This window comes from uncultured Campylobacter sp., assembly GCF_938017705.1.
GTDB lineage: Bacteria > Campylobacterota > Campylobacteria > Campylobacterales > Campylobacteraceae > Campylobacter_B.
Genome location: NZ_CALIIS010000205.1, coordinates 1 through 17,023 on the forward strand (window position 1 = coordinate 1; position 17,023 = coordinate 17,023).

The following is a 17,023-nucleotide window of genomic DNA, read 5'->3' on the forward strand; positions in this document are numbered from 1 at the left end:
AGGATCGAACGGCTAGCCGCTAAATTAACGAGCCAAATTCGGTGAGCAAAAAGCTTGCGAGAGATTTGCCGCCGAAAGGTCTGCGCTACCGGGCGAAATTTAACGCGGCTTTTCGCGGCGCGAGGATAATTTGAAAATCCGCTCCTCCTTTGCGCGCCTGCTTAGCTTTTGCGAGCCTCGGCAATGAAATTTGAACCCAAAATTTCAAAACCTGTTTTCAAAAACCGACATAGACTTTTGGAAATTTCCCCTTCAGCGCCAGATCGCAAATCTGGGTAAGACGTAGATCCACGCGCTCCTCGCCAAAGCTGTTGCGACACACGGCGGTGAGCTTGCAGTGATGCAGCCATTGCCGTACCGCCTCGTTTTGCACCTCGCTGCCGCCTAGTCAGTTCGCGTACGCCGCGGCTACGTAGGTCCTCGGACCCTCCGTCCGAACTCCGAGTCCCGCCTGTCTTTGTGCTTGTAAGCGTCCTTTGTGAGTTTTAAAATTTCTAAAATTTCAGTCTCGCAAGGTACCATCTGATCCACCGTTAGTGCCGTTACCGCGCCGACCACGACCGAGTATGAGCCCGTCTTTAGTAGCCTTATGATCTCGCTCGCGTCGTTTTTATGCGATCGCCTAAGCATCGCGAGCGCGCACGCGGCGCTGTCCGTGACGACCTCCTGCGGTAGATTGCGCGCTACGATCTTTTCGATCTCGCCCGTAGCCGCGGTGAAATTTATCACGCCCAGCGCTTTTAGCATCTCGCTTTTGACCTCCCACGTACGCGCGTCTTTCAGCTCGCGCAAAAATGCGGCGTAAAGCTGCTCGCCAAGCGTAGTAAGAGCGTGCTTGCGTATGAGTTTCGCCCCTCGGATACGCTGCGCCGAGCGTTTGGCGTTTATCATATCGCAAGCCGTTTTGATAAGCTCCTCGTTTGAAATTTGAGCCATTTTCTCCCTTTAGATTGAAATTTTACGCAAAAGCTCATCGTCGCGGCAGCGAAAAATCACTCGCCGTTTATAAATTTCATGCGCCGCCCTACAAAACCGAGATAAAAATTTTGATCTCGTCTCCGCCGTAAAACTCAAAATCCGTTCCAAACGCTCTTTTTAGTTCGCCGGCCTCAAAAAAGTTCCAAATTTTGCTCCAAAACTTTGCTACGTTTTGCGGCTCATTCGGGAAGCTAAAAAGCGCGTATTTGCCGCTTTTGATCTCCAAGGCTTCGTCGCTGCGGGGCGCTTTGGTGCCGATAAAGATATCGTAAAGCCCGTCGGTGCCGTCTTCGTAATCGTAATAGACGCCGTAAATCTCGCTCCGCCCGTCATAGCACTCTTTCATAAATTTCGCCCACAGCGCGGGAATTTTGCCGCTTCCGCCTAGCTCGTCCGCGTTTTTCGTGCGGGCTTTTAATCCGTAAATTTTAAATCTGTCTAAATATGAAATTTTGATTTTTCCGCTCAAATTTTGCCTTTGCCGTTACTGCTCTAAAAGCTCCCTTGCTTCTTTTGCGATCGCGACGTCGGTGAAGCCGAAAAGCTTAAACAGCTCGTTTGCGTTGCCGCTTTCGCCGAAGCTTCGCATGCCGTGTACCGCGTCTGCAAATTTATACCACTCAAGCGCGCTTGCGGCCTCGACGGCTAAAATTTTAGTTTGCGGCTCTAGGATTTGCGCCAGATAATCTGCGTCCTGCTCGCACAAAAGCTCGAAGCACGGCGCGCTTACGACGTTTGCGCCGATGCCTTGCTCTTGCAGGATCGCCGCCGCTTTTAGGCAGAGCGAGACTTCGCTGCCGCTTGCGATGAGCGTGATCTGCGCCTCTTTGCTTTGTCTTAGCAGATATGCGCCGTTTCGCACGTCGCCCAAAACCGCCTTAGGCAGCGGCTCAAGCCCTTGGCGCGAGCAGACGAACGCCGCGGGCGCATTTAGAGTAAGCGCCGTGCGCCAGCATTTTACGTTTTCGTTGCCGTCTGCGGGGCGAAAGGTGTAGAAGCCGGGCATCGCGCGGAAGGTGCTAAGCTGCTCGATAGGCTCGTGCGTCGGCCCGTCCTCGCCCACGCCGATACTGTCGTGCGTGAATACGAAGTAGTGGCGCAAGCCCATCAGCGCCGCGAGTCGCGCGCCAGTCTTGAGATAGTCGCTGAAGATAAAAAACGTCGCGCTAAACGGGATGAAAAGCCCGTATCTCGCAAAGGCGTTGCCGATCGCCGCCATCGCGTGCTCGCGGATGCCGAAGTGCAAATTTTTGCCGCATGGAAAGTCGCCGCCGCCTTTTAGCTCGGTCTTATTCGACGCTGCCAAATCGGCGCTTCCGCCCAAAAAGCCGGGTACCGCGTTTGCGATAGCATTTAAAATTTTGCCGTTGCTATCGCGCGTGGCGATCTTAAGCCCGCTAAAATCGGGAAATTCTATCTTGCTAAAATCAGGATTTAAAAGCTCGTTTAGAAGCGCTCTTTTTTCATTGCTTAGCTTCGCAAGCTTTTCTTTCCAAAGCCGCTCCTCCAAATCACCCTTCTCGACCGCGGCGCGCGTCGCAAAAAGCACGTCCTCGCTTACGACGAAGCTTTGGGCTGGATCAAAGCCTAGATTTTGCTTAGCACGCGCAAGCAGCTCCTCTCCAAGCGGCGCGCCGTGCGTCTTGGCCGTACCCTCAAGCTCTAGCGCGCCCTTGCCGATCGTGGTGTTTGCGATGATGAGGTAGGGTTTGGTTTTGTTTTTGACCTCGTCAAGGACAAATTCTATCTGATCGAAATTATGCCCGTCGATGCGCGCGACCTCAAAGCCTTGCGCTTCAAATCGCACCTTTACGTCCTCAAACCACGCGATATCGGTGCTGCCGTCGATCGTGATGCCATTAGAATCATAGATTATCGTGAGATTATCGAGGTTGTGTCTGCCCGCAAGCGCGCACGCTTCGTAGCTGATACCCTCCTGCAGATCGCCGTCGCCGCAGAAGCAATAGACGCGGTGATCGATGATCTCGTTACCCTCTTCGTTTAGTAGATGCGCGGCGTATTTTGCAGCCATCGCAAATCCGACTGCGTTTGCGACGCCTTGACCAAGCGGTCCGGTAGCGATCTCGACGCCGGGAGTGGTGATCTCCGGGTGGCCGGGGGTTTTGGAGTGCAGGCGCCTGAAACTTTTCATATCGTCCATGCTCAAATCGTATCCGCTAAGGTAGAGGTAGCTATACACGAGCGCGCTTGCGTGCCCGCCCGAGAATACGACGCGGTCGCGGTTCAGCCACGCGGGATTTTTGGGGTTGTGGCGGACCTTACTCATAAAGACGCTCATTACGTCGCTTAGCCCCATCGGCGTGCCGGGATGGCCTGAGTTGGCGCTTTGGATCATATCCGCGCTTAGAAATTTGATCGTGTTTGAAATTTTACTTAGCTGCTCGCTCGACATTTTTCATCCTTTCAGGTACTTTTCTATCAAATTTAAAATCAAATCGCGTAGGCTCGCATCATAGCTGCTCATCGCGCCGCCCACTTCATCTATTAAGCGCTGCTTGTAGCTTCTAGCGCCCGCAAGTCCGAGTAAATTTACGAAGGAATTTTTCGCGCCGTCTGCTCCTACTGGTTTGCCCGCGCTTGCCTCGTCGCCCGTGGCGTCAATGATATCATCCTCGATCTGAAATATAAGCCCTAGTTTCAGTCCGATCTTATAAAGCTCATGCGCGAGCTCGTCATTTAGCCCGCCGATTATGGTGCCTAGCTCAAACGCCGCTGCGATGAGTGCGCCCGTTTTGTGCAGATGCAAAAACTCAAGCTCGCTTTGCTTTAACGGGCTGTTTTCAAAACGACAATCGATCGCCTGACCCAGCACCATGCCGCTACTGCCTGCATTTTGCGCTAGAGTTTTAATGCATTTTATCTTGATTTCGTCGCTTAGGTTCGCACTCGCGGCGATCAAAAATGCGTCGGTATTTAGCGCATCGCCCACCAAAATCGCCGTGACTTCGTCGTATTTTTTATGCAGGCTCGGCCGTCCGCGGCGCAGATCCGCATCGTCCATCGCGGGCAGATCGTCGTGGATAAGCGAGTAGGTGTGGATCATCTCAAGCGCCATCGCTATCGCCAGCGCGCCCTCAAAGCGCCGTTCATCCACCGCTGAAACGACGCCTAGTAGCAGCTGCGCGCGAAAATGCTTGCCGCCCGCTTGTAGCATGTAATTGAGCGCTTCCTCGAAGTACGGATGAAAGCTAGACGCCTTCAGCTCGTTGTGCTTCAAGTAATCTTTAAATTTTTCTAAAATATCCATCGATCCTGCCTTGCGGTTTTGATTTGCTCTGCTTGGGCGCGCCCTTGACGAATGCAAATTCGCGCCCTTCGAATGCCTTTTCGTCGCGCAGCTTAGACTTTGCTGTCGCGAGTCGTTTGTACGTCGCGTAGAAGTAATCATGCCGCTTAAAATTTTAAATTTTAATTTCCCTAGCTTTACGCAGTGCGCGAGGCGAAGGATGCTCCGCTTTTTTGAGCCGCATCTTGTGCTCATTTACTCGCGGATGTCGCACAACGGCTCGCCTTGCTTTGTATTTAAGCTGTGCTAGCTAAATTTTACTTTGCGCCGCAGTGTAGCAGCCTGCCGAAATTTTAGAATTTGTCCTCGTGCCGCCCGTTAAATTTGACTGATTTGCTAAGGTTAAAATTTAATAACCTAGCGTCAAATCAAACAAGTTTCACTTTGTGTAAGCTACACCGCCACAAAAATCTAAATTTAACTTGTCGCCTTATAAAATAGGGCTTCATTTAGTTCGCTACAGAAGCCGCTTGCTTCGTAAAATCCAAACCGTTCGCTAAGCAAAACAGCCATTCTATATAAAAAGCCTATTTTCACCATTTTTGAACTACGCTTAGCCCTTATTGCCGAGCAGATCGCCCAATCCACCGAGTCCTCCTAGCATGGACGCTACGGCGCCTTTCTTTTCATTTTCGACGAGTTTTATCGCGTCGCCTATCGCCGAAATTAGCAGGATCTGTAGGCTCTCTTTGTCGTTAAAAAGGCTGTCGTCGATGCTTAGATCGAGCACCTCGCCCGCGCCGTTTAATCTGATGGCGACCATGCCCGCGCCCGATTTTACGGTAAATTCCTTGCGCGCATTCTCTTCCTCGATCTGCTTAGCCTTGGCCTGCATCTGATCGAGCATCTGCCCCATTTTTGAAAAATCCATTCCCTCAAACATCTTTACTCCGTTATTTGGTTTTTTTCGTTTACCTTTACGATTTTAGGCTTGAAGCTTCTTACTTTTTTGGCGCTCATCTGTGCGTAAGCCACGATGATGACGACGTCGCCGACGCAGACTTTGCGCGCAGCCGCGCCGTTTAGGCAGATCTCGCCCTTTTTCTCGCCGCGGATCACGTATGTAGCAAAACGCTCGCCGTTATTGACGTTTAGGATTTCGACTTTTTGGTACTCGCAAAGCCCTGCAGCCTCGATGAGCTCGGGCCCGATCGTAATGGAGCCCACGTAGTTTAGGTTGGCGTCCGTCACGCGCGCGCGGTGAATTTTGCTTGATAAAATTTCGATTTTCATCGGTCGTCCTTTAAATTTAGTCTAAATTTGATCCGCCTCGCGCTGCGACGAGCTCGCTCACGACCTGCTTGTCGCTGAAGGGATGCTTCACGCCCTTGATCTCCTGGTAGGTCTCGTCGCCCTTGCCCAAAATAGCGATCATCTCGCCGTTTTTGGCAAGATCTAGCGCGCGCGAGATAGCCTCCTTGCGATCCGCAATCTTTAAAATTTTATCCTTTCGGCGCATGCCGGCGCAAATTTGCTCGATGATTTCGCTCGGCTCTTCGCTGCGCGGATTATCGCTCGTGACGATGCAAATTTTGGCAAAGTGCTCGGCGATAGCGCCCATTTTCGGACGCTTGCCGTGGTCGCGATCGCCTCCCGCACCGAAAACCGCGATGATCTCGCCGCTTGCGCGTAGCGCGTTTAGAACCTTTTCGATGCCGTCTGGGGTATGGGCGAAATCGACGATCACAAGCGGGTTTTTATTTACGATCTGCACGCGACCCTCGACGCCGCCGAAGTTTGCCAGGGCTTTTGCGATCTTTTCGTTCGGCAGCTTGGTCAGAATTTTAACCGCCGCAAACGCCGCGGTAAGGTTGTAGAGATTAAACTCGCCGATCAGATCGCTTTGCAGCTGCGCATTATCGCCGTTTGGAGTGCGCACGAGCGCGTCGATGCCACCCTTTAGCCCGTATCCGCTTATGCTGAAGCTCGCGGCGTTTTTTATGCCGTAGGTAAGGGCATTTTCAGGGTTAAATTTAATATGCCCATCGTCGGCGTTTATGAGTTTTGGCGCATCGTCAGCGAAAAACGAGCTCTTGACTGCCGCGTATTCTTGCATACTGCCGTGATAATCGAGATGATCTTGGCTCAAATTCGTAAAAATTTTAAGCGCAAAATTTAGCCCCTGGATGCGGTTCTGTGCGATTGCGTGCGAGCTGACCTCCATAACGAAATACTCGCAGCCCTGCTTGCCGGCTTCATAAAGATAGCTCACCGTCTTTAAAACTGAGCTCGTCGTAAGCCCTTTCTCGTCGATTCTGCGCTCGTTTATGAAGGCGCCGCGCGTGCCGCTTAAGCCGCAGCTAAAGCCCAGATCCAGCAGCGTCGAATAGATTGCCGCGGCGGTCGTCGTTTTGCCGTTCGTACCGGTGATGCCTACGATTTTGATGCGCGGATTAATATTTAAAAGTTCCTTTGCCCGCGCGACAGAGATGATCTGCGCGCCTTTTTGCGCTGCTTCGGGTTCAAATTTAGCGTTCGCGTCCGTGCGCATAAAAAAGCAGCCCGCCTCGCACTCGGCGGAGTTGTCGGTGATAAAGCTATTTTCGAGTCGTATTTTCATGATTTTTGATTTTTTGTATTAGCGCTTCGAAGCGCTCATCGCCTGCGTACGCAGCAGCCGAGCTTTCGACGTAATTAAGCCCCATTTCGTAGTAGCCGTTTTCTATCAAATTTTCTAAAAATTCTATCATCTCGCTTTTGTCCGAAATAGCGATTTTAGAGGAAAAAATGATCGATTCGAAGGCGTCTTTAAAGCCTCTTTGGCCTACTGCTCGCATAAAATCGGCATAGGCGATAACGGCGATCTCGTCCTCGGCGCCGGGTTCGGAGGCTGCTTCGCTCGCGATCTTTTCGTTGATGGAGTTTAAAATTTTAAAAAGCTCCGAGGTTTGAGTTTTAGGGCTGAGGTTGTAAAAATCAAAGAGCATAAGCGCTTCTTCGCGGTCTGCCAGCGCGGTCTGGCAAAGCTCAAGTAAAAATAGAATTTCCTCCTCGCCGCTTTTTTCGTAGGCGAGCGAAAAATATAGCTTCGCAAGCTCGAATTCCCCGCGCGAAAAGGCCTTTAGCCCCAGCTTTTTATAATTCAAACTCTTCGCCTTCGGGGACGTTTACGACGCTAAGCTCTGGATGGATATCCATGCGAAGCTGGCGCTCGACGCCGTATTTTAGGGTCTGCGCACTTACGGCGCAGCCGTGGCAATGTCCGGTAAGGCGGACATAGACGACGCCGTCTTTTATGCCTAAAAGCTGCATGTCGCCGCCGTCGTTTTGAAGCATCGGACGGATTAGCTCCAAGCTGCCTTGTACCGGAGCTAGAAGCTCTTCATCGCTAAATGGTATCATTAAAATTCCTTGTTTTGGTTTTGGCGAATTATATCCAAAAGCGATAAAAAAAGGCTTATCGGGGATGAAATTTAATCTGAAATTTTGCGCAAGGGCGCGGATTTTGCGTTATGGATCTTAAAGCATTTTTGTGACGCGGATGGCTGGGGCTATGATTTGAAATTTTATCTATTCGGTAAGGGTGGAGCCCGCGAATCACCAGGTTTGCATATATTTAAATTTAGACTATTTGCGCTATAAATTTGGGATGAAATTTTAGCCCGGTCGGGGGCTATATTTGGGATGAATTTCGCTTGAGCGGGAGAGGAAATTTAAAGTAATTTTGTCTAAATTTATTGGGATAAACGCCGATGCGATTAAATTCTATAAAGAACAGATTTTGATCTTAATGGTAAATTTTACGGCATATGAAAGCCTGGGCGGCAATATTATTTTAAAGCTCGTAGATGAAATTTACGCTATGTTTTATATCGATCGCGGCTGTGAAATTTTAGGGCAGGCGCGTGCAATCATGGCAAAATTTCTATCGGCGTGCCGATTTTTACGTGCTCAAAAAGCTCGTCCATATCGTCATTGACGAGCGCTATGCAGCCCTCCGTCCAGTCGCCGAACGCCGCGATACTCTGCCCTAGGTAGCTAAATTTGTTCGGTAGCCCGTGGATTTTGATATCGCCGCCTGCGCTCTTGCCGAGGGATTTTGCGTGCGCTACGTCGGCTTTGTTCGGATAGGAGATGCCTAAATTTAGATGATACGCCGAGTTTGGATTTTTGCCGTTTATGGTGTAGTTGCCCTCCGGGGTTTTGCCGTCGCCTTGAACCTCTTTATGCCCTTCAGGCTCGCGTCCGAGGGCGATTTTGTAGCTTTTCGCGACGCCTTTTGAAGTTAAAATTTCAAGAATTCGTTTGGATTTATAGACGCGAATTTTAGAGATTTGCTCGCCGTCCAATGCCTGCTTTAGCGGAATTTCAGAGTTGATCGTTTCGATATTTTTGTAGCTAAGATAATTGTCCAATGCCCACGCTAGGCCCGCAGCGACGATAACAAGCGGGAGTAAAATTTTAAATTTCATAGAAGAAATTTCGGGAGTGATCCCGAAATTTTATTTGCTGATTAGCTCGATATAAGCCATCTCTGCGGCGTCGCCCTTGCGAAGGCGGGTTTTGATGATGCGAGTGTAGCCGCCGTTTACGCCTGCGTATTTTGGAGCGATCTCGGTAACCAGCTTATTTGTCGCAGCCTTATCCTGAAGCGCCGCGAAAACAAATCTATGCGCCTCGCTGTCGCCCTTACGCGCGCGAGTGATCAGCTTCTCGGCATAGCTTCTTAGCTCTTTGGCTTTAGGAAGCGTAGTTTCGATCTTGCCGCTAGTAACTAAAGCGATGGTTAAATTTTTAAGCAGGGCAGCACGGTGAGACGAAGTGCGCCCTAGCTTCCTATATCCGTGATTATGTCTCATTTATTGTCCTTCATTCTTTTGTCTTTGAGCCTTCAGCTCATCGAGCTTGCGTTTTAGCTGCTCTTTTTTCTCGCCGAGCTCTTGGTTGCCGATAGGATAACCGATCTCCTCCATTACGGCCTTGATCTCCTCAAGCGATTTTTTGCCTAAATTTTTAAGGTCTTTAAGCTCGCTCTCCTCCATGATCGCAAGCTCACCGATAAATCTAATATCGGCGCGATCCAGGCAATTAAAGCTTCGTGCGCTTAAGTTTAGATTGCTAACGCTCTCAAAAAGCTTTGCAAACTCGGAATTTGCGGGGATCGCTCTACCGAAAGTATCTGCAGCGCTGATATTTACGATGCCTTTGAAAACCGCCAGCTGCTGATACATCGCTTCAAGCGCGTTTTTAAACGCATCTATCGCGCTGATCTGACCGTCGGTAGTGATCGTAAAGACCACCTTTTCGTAGTCGGGATTGTCCTCTACAAATACGTTTTCGATATCGTAAACAGCCTTGGTTACCGGAGTAAAAAACGCATCCAGCGCGATAAAATCAGCGTCTAAATTTTCTCTGATTTCTTCGCTTGGGACGTAGCCGATGCCCTTTTCGATGATGAGCGTAAATTTAAGATCGGCATCCTCGTTTATCGTAGCTAGATAAGCGCTTGGATTTACGATCTCTACGGCGTCGTTGTTTAGGTCGCTGCCGTAAATTTCTTTAGGTCCTTTGAAGCTGTATTCTACGACCTCGCGTAGGGAATCGCCCTTGATTTTAAACCTTAAACCCTTTAAATTTATGATAAAAGCCGCCATATCCTCGAGCATGCCGCGCATGCTGTCGAATTCGTGGCTTACGCCTTCTATTTTAACCGCAGTCGGTGCAAAACCGACCGTGCTCGTATAAAGTAACCTTCGTAAAGGATGAGCTAGAGTGACGGCATATCCCGTTTCAAAGGGATATGCTATGATTTTAGCAACATTTTCGCTGACATTCTCAACCTTTATTTCAGTTGGCATATGAGCTGATGTTGTGATTTTTCTCATATTAGCACCTACTATTTCGAGTAAAGCTCTACGATAAATCTTTCCTCTACAGGAATAACAACTTCTTCTCTCTCCGGAACTCTAGAAAAAATTCCGTATCTTTTCTCTTTTTCTACGTCTACCCACGCTACGATGCCGGTCTGTGCCGTAAGATCCAGCGCTCTTGAAATTTGCGGGTTATTTTTGCTCTTTTCGATCACTTCGATCTTTTGTCCTGCGCGGACGGAGTAAGAAGGGATATCGACGCGCTTGCCGTCTACTAAAATGTGTCCGTGCGTAACGAGCTGGCGCGCAAATCGTCTAGTCGTAGCAAATCCCATGCGGTAAACGACATTATCTAGCCTCTGCTCTAAAAGCTGAACCAAGATCGCTCCGGTGTTACCCTCTCTGCGAGCTGCTTCGGCAAATAGCCTGCGGAACTGCTTCTCGCTTATGCCGTACATAAATTTAGCCTTTTGTTTCTCGCGAAGCTGTGAGCCGTATTCGCTTAGTTTAGCGCGTCTTTGTCCGTGCTGACCCGGAGCGTAAGGGCGTTTTAAAAGCGCGCTCTTGCCCGCAAGCCTTCTCTCGCCTTTCATAAATAGATCGACGCCGAGCCTTCTTTCTAATTTTTCAACCGGTCCTGTATATCTAGCCATAAATTTCTCCTTTTATAATTACACGCGACGTCGTTTAGGCGGTCTGCAGCCGTTGTGCGCAAGAGGAGTGATGTCTTTGAAATATGTAACCTTGATCCCTTCTACGCTACCTACGCTTTTAACGGCGGTTTCGCGTCCGCTTCCCGGACCCTGAACCTTGACGCCTACCTCTTTGATGCCGTGCTCTTTGGCTTTGTTTAGCGCGTCCTCGACGGCTTGCTGCGCCGCATAAGGGGTGGATTTTTTGCTGCCTTTAAAATTTAAAGCGCCCGCACTGCTCCACGCGATCGCGTTGCCCATCTCGTCCGTTACGGTAATCATAGTGTTGTTAAACGTAGCGGAGATGTAAACTATGCCTTTGGCGATATTTTTTCTGACGGTTTTTTTCTTAACTACTTTTTTTTGTGCCATATCTCAATCCTTATTTAGCTGCCGCGCCGACGGTTTTGCGTTTGCCTTTTCTGGTTCTGGCGTTCGTTTTTGTTTTTTGACCGCGAACCGGAAGGCCCTTTCTGTGTCTTAAGCCGCGATAGCCGCCCAAGTCCATAAGCGCTTTTATATCCATAGCCACTTGTTTGCGAAGATCGCCTTCAACCATATAGTGCTCTTGGATCTCTTTTCTGATAGCGGCGGCTTCATCTTCGCTCAGATCGGCGACTCTTTTATCGTAAGAAATTCCTGCCGCATCGAGAATTTTTCTCGACGTAAATAAACCTATACCGTAGATATAAGTTAGTCCGTATTCAATCCTTTTTTTCTTTGGTAGATCTACACCTGCGATACGAGCCATAACTTATCCTTGTCTTTGTTTATGTTTTGGATTTTCACAAATAACGTGAACAACACCTTTGCGCTTGACAATTTTACATTTGTCGCACATTTTCTTAACGGATGGACGAACTTTCATTCCACTCTCCTAAAATTTTCTCCACTTTAAATGCAAACTGCACCTAGGTTTAATGAAATTTCAAAAGCGAAAGTATCAAACCAACTGTTTTCAAAATAGTGGGGATTTTGAAAACACTTCTTCCTACAGTTTAGTCGCAAAGTCGCGAGTATATCTAAATTTAACTTTATCCTTACTTATAGCGGTAGGTGATCCTGCCTTTATCGAGGCTGTAAGGGGTCAGCTCAACTTTTACGCGATCGCCGGGCATTATCTTGATGTAGTGCATCCGCATCTTGCCCGCGATATGGCATAAAATCACGTGTTTGTTATCGAGCTCGACCTTAAAAGTCGCGTTCGGCAGCGCTTCTATGACGTTGCCGTCGATCTCTATGACGTCGTCTTTTGCCACAAATTCTCCTTTCTTTTAAATTTAAAAAGGGCGATTATATAGAATTTAAAATTTTAAACAGCTTAAAAGAAATTTAAAATAAGCAAAATTTCAGATTTATTTCGCTACGCGCGCAGTATTTTACAAAAGCAAGGCGGCGCTCTTTTTAAAATTTTAGTATAATGGCTCAAAAATTTTAAAGGAAAAACATGAAATGGCAAGACGGCAGATGAAGCTCAAACGTAGAGGATGACCGCGCAAGCAGCATGCGCACGAGCTCGGGCTCGCTTGGGATGCTGATTCCGATCATCAGGTTTTTGCTCGGCTCAAAGATCGGGCGCATAGTGCTCGTAATCGGCGCGGTAGCGTATTTTATGGGCTATAACCCTTTGGCTCTTTTAGACGGGGGCGCCAGTACGCAGAGAGAGGCGACGGACAGCCCGCAAGAGCAAGAAAAGCTCGCCTTCGTCTCGGCAGTGCTGGCCCAAACCGAGGACGTTTGGGGCGAGATATTTAAAAGTGCGGGCGCGCGCTACGAGGAGCCCGGTTTGCGGCTCTTTCGCGATCAGATCGCAAGCGGCTGCGGCTTTGCGAGCGCGCAGACGGGACCTTTTTATTGCCCGAGGGACCATAAAATTTATCTGGATCTCGGTTTTTTCGACGAGCTTGCGAACAAATACAAAGCGAGCGGCGACTTCGCGCAGGCCTACGTCATCGCGCACGAAGTAGGGCATCACGTTCAAAATTTAATCGGCACGCTAGAGCAGGTCAATGCTCTTAAAAGGCGTGCTCGCAGCGAAGCCGAGCAAAACGCGCTTCAGGTCAAAGTCGAGCTGCAGGCAGACTGCTACGCGGGAGTCTGGGCCCATTATCTCGCAAAAGCCGGGCGCGTGCTGGAGGCGGGCGACATCGACGAGGCGCTAAATGCCGCCAGCGCGATCGGCGACGATACGCTGCAGCGTAAATTTAGCGGTCGCGTCGTGCCCGATTCCTTCACGCACGGCACCTCCGCACAGCGCAAAGAGTGGTTTAAAAAGGGCTTAGCGGGCGGAAACCTAAAAGCCTGCTCATTTGAGCCGTGAGGCACGGACTTTGACTTAGCTTGCAGGGCAGATCGAAAGTATCCTAAATTTTAAAATTTAACGCCGAGCTTGGAGGCGGAATTTTAAAATTTTAATGATCGGCGATTAAAAAGTTCGAACGGCGCGCTCGGCTAGCGCGACGACGGCTTGTTTGAGCGCAGGATTGACTACGGCATTAAGAAACCAAAATAGATACGTTAAAATTTATGGAGGCAAAAATGAATAAAATAACCTGCATCTGCCTAGGCGTGCGAAGCATGCAAAGGGCGCTGAAATTTTACAGAGACGGCCTAGGATTTAAGACGGATTGCAAAGACGACGACCCACCGGTATGTTTTTTCAACACGCCTGGGGGCAAATTTGAGCTCTATCCATTGAACGCGCTAGCGCGAGATATCGACAAGAACGATCCTCCAAAGGGAAGTGGATTTGGCGGCATAACGCTAGCCTATAACGTAAAAAACAAAGAGGACGTAGCTAGCGTCATAGAGCTAGTAAAAAAGGCGGGCGGAACCATCGTCAAGGAGCCCCAAGATGCGTTTTGGGGCGGATATCACGCGTATTTTGCCGATCCGGACGGATACTACTGGGAGGTGGCTTGGGGGCCTGATTTTAAATTTGACGAGGATGGGCTGCTCAAATTTTAGATTAAAATTTTTGCGGACGAGGCTTGTTCAGAGGCACCGAAGCCTTTGGTCTAAGCGCGTAAAATTTAAACTCAAAATTTATTGCAAATCATCGGGTGGGTTTTTTGTAGCTCGTATAATTTGCGGCGCCGTTTTTTCGCGCTTTGCTCTAAACATCAAGCGAAATTTTATTTTTCGATATGATCTGCGGCGTAGATTTTGCGCGAGGCTAAAATTTACCCGCACCCCGTGTGCTGTTTTACTCGCGCTCGCAGTACCGCTTTGCTCGTATCGCATTGCTGCTACACAAAACAAGAAAGCGGATATTTTGCGGCGTTTTTGTCCGTGAGTGCGGCAAGGACTAGGGCGATAAACTCGTCGAAGTTTTGCGCGATGATCGAGACGTCTTCGTAGATCGGTTCCGCGCCGAATACGATCTTGCCTGCGTCCGCGCCCTGCGTGAGGATGCCCGCGAAGCAGCGCTCGCCCCTGACCGAAAACAAAAACGGCAAGCACCTGCTCCAAAATGCGTTCACGGCGGCTTTTTCTGCATCGTTAGCCGCGCACTCCAGGCTGTCTTTTTCAAAATCTTCGTAGCAAAATTCCGCCTCGTCTGCGCTCGGTGACGCATAATCCCTAGCGGATACGAACCAAACGGCGTCCGTAGCGTCATGCAAAGTCTCAAAAGAGCAAACGAAGCGGTAAAAATCTTCGCTTAAATTTTTAAATTTGCCGCCTAAAAATTCGCTTTGCGGCGGACAAATTTCATCCCTGCGCCGCATCTGCCAGCCGTTTTGCGCCAGCGCGTCTATAAGTTCGTCAAAAATCATCTCGCCTCCCGTAATTTGGCGCCGATTATAGCATCTTACTCGGCGCAGCGGTCAAATGCGGCTAAATTTATAAAATTTTGCCTATTCGTCGCGCATTAAAGAGAAATTTTGCGCGAAATTTTATAAATTCTGTTAAAAATAAAATGACGTTTCCAAATCGCCGCTAAATTTAGGCTCGGCAGAGGGCGTAAACCGCAGATGAAAAACGGGCGTATCGCTTAAAATAGGCGTATCGTCGCAGGAGGCGGGCGAGCCGCTAAAATTTGCGCTTCGGTATCCGCCTAAAATTTCCAAGCGGTACCGACCGCACTCTAGGCGAAAGCTTAGGCTGTTTTGCTCGCTAATGCGACTCATATCTTTAAAATAGCCGATGCCTACGATCTTTAGTGTGCCTGATGAGTGAAAAATCCAGCTGCGAGAGATGATTTTCGCTTCGTTTTGATTAAAAATTCCCTCATCCGCCTCGCCCACGGTAACCGCAAAATCGTAATAATCGCTGCGGACGCCCGATATAGGCACCGCAATGCCCTCTTCTGTGACTGCGCCCCGTGCTCGGTCTGCGTAAAATAAGCAAGAACGTCCCCATTCGCAAGCCCGTGCTCATCCAGATAGCGCGCGAGTAGCGCGGGCTCGTACACCACGAAGCCGCCCAGCTCGGAGAAAATTCGCTTTTTCATTTACGCCTTTCTTTAATCGCCGTGCGCGTCGTACGCAGAAATTTTACCGTCCATTTGCCCTCTTTGTCTTTGTTTTCGCAGCGCCGATGAAATTTTATCGCCGTACTCTCGGCAGGCTAAATTTATCACAGTGCTTGCAGCAGGCTAAATTTTATCTTGCGATCGCGCCGCAGATGAAATTTAAACTCCCATTTTGCGCTCAAATTTTACAGCCCGCGGTTTTTGCCGTCCATACCTTGGCACTTATCTACGAGCCAGCGCCCGTCCTTGCGCACGAGCAGGAAGCGGCGCGCAAAGCCGTGTTCGTCCTTGGCGTAGATGTAAATTTTATTTTTGCTCTCGCATTCGGCGTCCGTTAGCTCGTATCCGCCGTAGGTGCCGCCTTCCATCATCGAAAACGAAATACCCTCGGGGCGGAAGCCGTTGCGCCTAACGGGCGTGCAGTAGCGCGCAAAGAGCTCGTCGCACCTGCGCTGCACCTCGCCGTCGTCCAGATCATCAATTCGCGATGTGGCAAATTTCTCCCATTCGCTCATCGCCGCGAAAAATTCTAAAAGCGCACTCTGCGCCGCCGCAGCGTCCCGCGGATCAAGCTTCTTTTTGCTCTTTGCGGCGTCTCTTTGCGCCTGCTCAAATTCCGCGATTTGCTCCTTGCTAAACTGCCCGCCGTCTAGATAAAACTGGATTTTCGTATCCGCCACAGCTAGCAGCCCCGCAAAGCTCACGCGCGAATTGACCAGGCGCAACGATTTTAGCTTCGGGATTTGCACGATCGCTTTTAGCCCCTCGTCCGTGATGCTAACGTTTTCGATACCGATGTGTTCGAGCTTGGCGTGCCCCGCAAAGTATCTAAAGCCCTCGCCGCTTATCTTGTCGCTATCTTGCAAAAACAGATACGCGAGCTTCGGCAGCGCGGCTAGATGCTGTAGCGCCGCGTCCGTAATCGCCGTGGCTATAAAGCCCATATTTACGAGGCTTTTTACCTCGCAGATGCGGCGCACCATCTCATTGGTAAGTGCTACGTTTTCGTAGTGATGGCCTTTGCAGTAGCGCTCGCTAACCGCGTCCAAAGCCTCCTGCATCGTGATCTGCTTCATCAGCTATCCTTTAAAATTTGATTTTAAAATTTTAGTGAAATTTTACGATTTGCGCAAGGCGCTTAAATTTACGCGCGGATTTGCGCGCCGCCGATGTGTTTTAAGGCGCCGCGCCGCCGCACGCTAAATTTCAGCCGTCGTCCACTCGCCTAAAATTTTACCAAAATCCTCTATCATCGCGGCGAAATCATACTCAAGCTTACTTTGCTTTTGCGCGATCTGCTTTAGCACCGTCAAAAAATACTCGCCCATCTTTCGCTTTTGCTCCATGGGCGCTAGCTCGCTAAATTCGCGCTCGAAATGTATCAGCGCGCCCGTTTTGCCCGTGTCTTTTCTAAACGACGAATACTCAAATCTATTTCGCAAAAAGTAGCCGTCCGCGCGCTGCTCCTCCTCGCTCATCATCTCGTGTATCAGCTCCCATGCGCGCTGCGAGCTTAGGCGCGGCTTATCGGGCGCGATGATGTAGTTGGTTCGGCAGTGCTCGTCATCAAAACTAAACGCGCAGCATAGCTTATGTAGTTGATTGTCGAGCCGTAAATTTTAGGGCGCATTTTGGCGTCAAGCGCCGGTTGTAGATCATCAAATAGGCTTTCTATCACGGCGCGCGAGTTTTCGTAGCAGTTGCTGATAGCGCGCGTGATGCGGATGGGATTTTTGGCTATCCAGTTGCGCTGTCTGTTTAG

General features: G+C 49.6%; 24 protein-coding genes and 1 pseudogene. 2 read left to right on the top strand and 23 right to left on the bottom strand.

Going from position 1 to position 17,023, the window contains the following annotated elements; translation table 11 throughout:
• Positions 1–217: 217 nt before the first annotated feature.
• The 18 genes from Q0605_RS09220 to infA form a co-directional block, all read right to left on the bottom strand.
• Complete coding sequence (locus Q0605_RS09220; RefSeq protein ID WP_298706416.1) at positions 218–373, bottom strand: hypothetical protein; 156 nt, start codon at positions 371–373, stop codon at positions 218–220.
• Between the two features lie 35 nt (positions 374–408).
• Positions 409–936 (bottom strand): hypothetical protein, encoded by a 528-nt coding sequence (locus tag Q0605_RS09225; protein ID WP_298706418.1) that lies wholly within the window; start codon positions 934–936, stop codon positions 409–411.
• An 88-nt stretch (positions 937–1,024) separates the two neighbouring features.
• Positions 1,025–1,447, bottom strand: coding sequence for a GyrI-like domain-containing protein (locus Q0605_RS09230; RefSeq protein ID WP_298706420.1), 423 nt, complete (start codon positions 1,445–1,447; stop codon positions 1,025–1,027).
• A gap of 15 nt (positions 1,448–1,462) precedes the next feature.
• Positions 1,463–3,391, bottom strand: coding sequence for a transketolase (tkt, locus tag Q0605_RS09235; RefSeq protein ID WP_298706422.1), 1,929 nt, complete (start codon positions 3,389–3,391; stop codon positions 1,463–1,465).
• Between the two features lie 3 nt (positions 3,392–3,394).
• On the bottom strand, positions 3,395–4,246 hold the full coding sequence (locus Q0605_RS09240; RefSeq protein WP_298706424.1) for a polyprenyl synthetase family protein: 852 nt from the start codon (positions 4,244–4,246) through the stop codon (positions 3,395–3,397).
• Positions 4,247–4,838: 592 nt separating this feature from the next.
• A complete protein-coding gene (locus Q0605_RS09245) occupies positions 4,839–5,168 on the bottom strand; it encodes a YbaB/EbfC family nucleoid-associated protein (protein WP_298706426.1) in 330 nt (109 codons plus the stop codon).
• 2 nt (positions 5,169–5,170) lie between these two features.
• Complete coding sequence (panD, locus tag Q0605_RS09250; protein ID WP_298706428.1) at positions 5,171–5,518, bottom strand: aspartate 1-decarboxylase; 348 nt, start codon at positions 5,516–5,518, stop codon at positions 5,171–5,173.
• Between the two features lie 16 nt (positions 5,519–5,534).
• Positions 5,535–6,845 carry a UDP-N-acetylmuramoyl-L-alanyl-D-glutamate--2,6-diaminopimelate ligase gene (locus Q0605_RS09255; RefSeq protein ID WP_298706430.1) on the bottom strand — a complete coding sequence of 437 codons (1,311 nt, stop codon included), beginning with the start codon at positions 6,843–6,845 and terminating at the stop codon, positions 5,535–5,537.
• Entirely contained in the window at positions 6,823–7,371 is a 549-nt protein-coding gene (locus Q0605_RS09260) for a histidine kinase (protein WP_298706432.1), read from the bottom strand. Before Q0605_RS09260 ends, Q0605_RS09255 begins: the two co-directional genes overlap by 23 nt.
• A complete protein-coding gene (locus Q0605_RS09265) occupies positions 7,361–7,627 on the bottom strand; it encodes a NifU family protein (RefSeq protein WP_298706434.1) in 267 nt (88 codons plus the stop codon). The genes Q0605_RS09260 and Q0605_RS09265 overlap by 11 nt, the downstream gene beginning before the upstream one ends.
• Positions 7,628–8,136: 509 nt before the next feature.
• Positions 8,137–8,640 (bottom strand): L,D-transpeptidase family protein, encoded by a 504-nt coding sequence (locus Q0605_RS09270; RefSeq protein WP_157753345.1) that lies wholly within the window; start codon positions 8,638–8,640, stop codon positions 8,137–8,139.
• Between the two features lie 87 nt (positions 8,641–8,727).
• Positions 8,728–9,084, bottom strand: coding sequence for a 50S ribosomal protein L17 (rplQ, locus tag Q0605_RS09275; protein ID WP_005869862.1), 357 nt, complete (start codon positions 9,082–9,084; stop codon positions 8,728–8,730).
• Complete coding sequence (locus Q0605_RS09280) at positions 9,085–10,110, bottom strand: DNA-directed RNA polymerase subunit alpha (RefSeq protein ID WP_298706437.1); 1,026 nt, start codon at positions 10,108–10,110, stop codon at positions 9,085–9,087.
• Positions 10,111–10,121: 11 nt separating this feature from the next.
• Positions 10,122–10,748 carry a 30S ribosomal protein S4 gene (rpsD, locus tag Q0605_RS09285; RefSeq protein WP_298706438.1) on the bottom strand — a complete coding sequence of 209 codons (627 nt, stop codon included), beginning with the start codon at positions 10,746–10,748 and terminating at the stop codon, positions 10,122–10,124.
• 18 nt (positions 10,749–10,766) lie between these two features.
• Entirely contained in the window at positions 10,767–11,159 is a 393-nt protein-coding gene (rpsK, locus tag Q0605_RS09290; RefSeq protein WP_177387174.1) for a 30S ribosomal protein S11, read from the bottom strand.
• Between the two features lie 10 nt (positions 11,160–11,169).
• Positions 11,170–11,538, bottom strand: coding sequence for a 30S ribosomal protein S13 (gene rpsM, locus Q0605_RS09295; protein ID WP_005869856.1), 369 nt, complete (start codon positions 11,536–11,538; stop codon positions 11,170–11,172).
• A gap of 3 nt (positions 11,539–11,541) precedes the next feature.
• On the bottom strand, positions 11,542–11,655 hold the full coding sequence (rpmJ, locus tag Q0605_RS09300; RefSeq protein WP_005869855.1) for a 50S ribosomal protein L36: 114 nt from the start codon (positions 11,653–11,655) through the stop codon (positions 11,542–11,544).
• 172 nt (positions 11,656–11,827) lie between these two features.
• Positions 11,828–12,046 carry a translation initiation factor IF-1 gene (gene infA, locus Q0605_RS09305; protein ID WP_005869854.1) on the bottom strand — a complete coding sequence of 73 codons (219 nt, stop codon included), beginning with the start codon at positions 12,044–12,046 and terminating at the stop codon, positions 11,828–11,830.
• Positions 12,047–12,234: 188 nt separating this feature from the next.
• Between infA and Q0605_RS09310 the strand changes: the two are divergent.
• A pseudogene (locus Q0605_RS09310) lies at positions 12,235–13,107 on the top strand (neutral zinc metallopeptidase).
• A 218-nt stretch (positions 13,108–13,325) separates the two neighbouring features.
• Positions 13,326–13,754 carry a VOC family protein gene (locus Q0605_RS09315; RefSeq protein ID WP_298706440.1) on the top strand — a complete coding sequence of 143 codons (429 nt, stop codon included), beginning with the start codon at positions 13,326–13,328 and terminating at the stop codon, positions 13,752–13,754.
• A gap of 281 nt (positions 13,755–14,035) precedes the next feature.
• Here the strand turns inward: Q0605_RS09315 and Q0605_RS09320 are convergent, their stop codons facing one another.
• The 5 genes from Q0605_RS09320 to Q0605_RS09340 all read right to left on the bottom strand — a co-directional run.
• Positions 14,036–14,563 carry a hypothetical protein gene (locus Q0605_RS09320; RefSeq protein WP_298706442.1) on the bottom strand — a complete coding sequence of 176 codons (528 nt, stop codon included), beginning with the start codon at positions 14,561–14,563 and terminating at the stop codon, positions 14,036–14,038.
• A gap of 132 nt (positions 14,564–14,695) precedes the next feature.
• Positions 14,696–15,082 carry a hypothetical protein gene (locus tag Q0605_RS09325; protein ID WP_298706443.1) on the bottom strand — a complete coding sequence of 129 codons (387 nt, stop codon included), beginning with the start codon at positions 15,080–15,082 and terminating at the stop codon, positions 14,696–14,698.
• A gap of 364 nt (positions 15,083–15,446) precedes the next feature.
• Complete coding sequence (locus Q0605_RS09330) at positions 15,447–16,337, bottom strand: NTF2 fold immunity protein (protein WP_298706445.1); 891 nt, start codon at positions 16,335–16,337, stop codon at positions 15,447–15,449.
• A 123-nt stretch (positions 16,338–16,460) separates the two neighbouring features.
• Positions 16,461–16,742 (bottom strand): hypothetical protein, encoded by a 282-nt coding sequence (locus tag Q0605_RS09335; protein WP_298706447.1) that lies wholly within the window; start codon positions 16,740–16,742, stop codon positions 16,461–16,463.
• Positions 16,743–16,774: 32 nt separating this feature from the next.
• Positions 16,775–17,023, bottom strand: a 249-nt coding sequence (locus Q0605_RS09340; RefSeq protein ID WP_298706449.1) for a hypothetical protein, incomplete at its 5' end; no start/stop codon positions are given.